This is a genomic window from Desulfurella sp., from assembly GCF_023256235.1.
In the GTDB taxonomy this organism is placed as follows: domain Bacteria; phylum Campylobacterota_A; class Desulfurellia; order Desulfurellales; family Desulfurellaceae; genus Desulfurella.
This window is the reverse complement of the sequence record NZ_JAGDWY010000011.1, coordinates 4,444-6,613: the sequence shown is the minus strand read 5'-3', so window position 1 is coordinate 6,613 and position 2,170 is coordinate 4,444. Positions and strand designations below refer to the sequence as shown.

General features: G+C 29.7%; 2 protein-coding genes and 1 pseudogene. All 3 read left to right on the top strand.

Annotation, left to right across the window (positions count from 1 at the left end; translation table 11 throughout):
* Window positions 1–252: pseudogene (locus Q0C22_RS01130) on the top strand (hypothetical protein); the annotation flags it as partial.
* Window positions 239–790, top strand: a complete 552-nt coding sequence (locus tag Q0C22_RS01125) for a 50S ribosomal protein L11 methyltransferase (protein ID WP_291490252.1) — start codon at window positions 239–241, stop codon at window positions 788–790. The pseudogene Q0C22_RS01130 and the gene Q0C22_RS01125, both read left to right, overlap by 14 nt.
* On the top strand, window positions 787–2,170 hold a 1,384-nt coding region (ligA, locus tag Q0C22_RS01120; RefSeq protein WP_291490251.1), incomplete at its 3' end, for an NAD-dependent DNA ligase LigA. The genes Q0C22_RS01125 and ligA, both read left to right, overlap by 4 nt.

Sequence of the window (2,170 nt, the reverse complement as noted above, 5' to 3'; positions counted from 1 at the left end):
GCATCAAAAATAAGCAAAAAAAATTTAAAAAACAAAACTTTGAGAAGAACAGATCTGGCATTAGAAGAATTTGCCCAAAATTTGATTGAAAAAGGGTTTGACTGTGTGTTACTTGCACATACTCACAACCCTGTACTAAAACAAATAAATAATGGAATATATGTTAATATCGGTGATTTTTGTGAGAATTTTACATATGTTGAATTTGATAAAACCATAAAAATAAGGCAATACAAAAGTGCAAATAGTTGAAGCTGGAAATTTTGAAATTTATAATATTAAATCTGATAAAATACCTATAATTTTAAACTGTAATGCCTTTGGAAGCGGGGAACATGAAACTACTAAAAGCTGTTTAGATATTATTTCAAGCATAGATTTGTATGGTAAAAAAGTTCTCGATATGGGTTCAGGTACAGGTATTTTAAGTTTTGCTAGTTTGAAAAAAGGTGCTGATTGCGCTGTTTGCTTTGACATTAGTTTTGAAGCATGTATTAATTTAAAAGAAAATGCACACTATAATTGTTTAAATAATATCTATACAATTTGTTCAACTATTGATGCTATTAAATCAAACTTTGATGTTATATTTGCAAATATCTACTCAAATATAATTTTATGCAATATTAAAAAAATTGATGATTTATTGAATAAAAAAGGTTTACTTGTTGCTTCAGGCGTAAATTATGAATATAATTTTGAAATAAGAAACGAATTTAATAAATTAGGCTACGAAACGCTAAAAACTATATTTTTAGAAGATTATGTTACAATGGTGTTAAAAAAATGAATGAAAAAGATGCAAAAAAAAGAATAGAACAATTAAGGCGTGATATTAACCGTCACAATTACTATTATTATGTACTAAACAAACCTATTATTTCTGATAGCGAATATGATTTGCTGATGAGAGAACTTATAAATTTAGAAAAACAATATCCACAATTTTATGATGAAAACTCACCAACACAGAAAGTAGGTTCTGATATTTCAGAAAAATTTGAAAAAGTTGAGCATAAATACAGAATGTACTCTTTGGAAGATGCTTTTAGCGAAGAAGAAGTAATAGAATTTGATAAAAGAATAAAACGCAATTTAGGAATAGATGAAGACATAGCATACAGTGTTGAGCCAAAATTTGATGGTGTATCTGTAAATATAGTTTATGAAAACGGCAAGCTTAAAGTTGCTTCTACAAGAGGCGATGGCATAATTGGTGAAGATATAACAAAAAACATAAAAACAATAAAAAACTTGCCGCTTATTTTGCTTGTTGATAATCCGCCCAGTTTTTTGGATGTACAGGGTGAAGTTATATTAACTAAAGAAGAATTTAAAAAGATTAATGAATATAGAGAAGAAATGGGTTTACCTCTTTTTGCAAACCCAAGAAATGCAGCAGCAGGCTCTCTAAAGCAATTGGATCCAAAAGAAACTGCCAAAAGAAACTTAAAGGTTTTTGTTTATTATATAAGAGGCATAGAAAATTATCAAAATCCTAAAACTCAAACTCAAAGTTTAGAAATTTTAAAAGAACTTGGTCTCCCAGTAAGTGAACTTAACAGGTACTGTAAGAATATTTACGAAGCCATAGACTACCGTCAAACTTTTTTGCTGGCAAGACAAAATCTGCCATATGAAATAGATGGTATGGTTTTTAAAGTTGATGATTTTTTGTTACAGGAAAAATTGGGCTACACCAGTAAATACCCAAAATGGGCAATAGCTTTTAAATTTCCTCCAATGCAATCTACCACAGTTGTTGAAAATATAATTTTTAATGTAGGAAGAACAGGGATTGTTACGCCAGTTGCAATTCTAAAGCCAGTCAAAATTGGTGGTGTAACTATATCAAGGGCCAGTCTTCATACTTTCGATGAATTGTTTAAAAAAGATATAAGAATTGGTGATCATGTGTTTGTCCAAAGAGCCGGAGATGTAATACCAGAAGTTGTAGCAAGCATAAAAGAAAAAAGAACTGGCAAAGAAATACAGGTTAAAAAACCTACAAACTGTCCTGTATGTAATTCTTTACTGCAAGAAGAAGGAGCTTATTTGATTTGTCCAAATATTGATTGCAGGGCACGTATTGTTGAATCAATTAAACACTTTGCGCAAAAAAATGCTATGAATATTGAAGGTCTTGGTGATAAAATTATACAACAGCTTG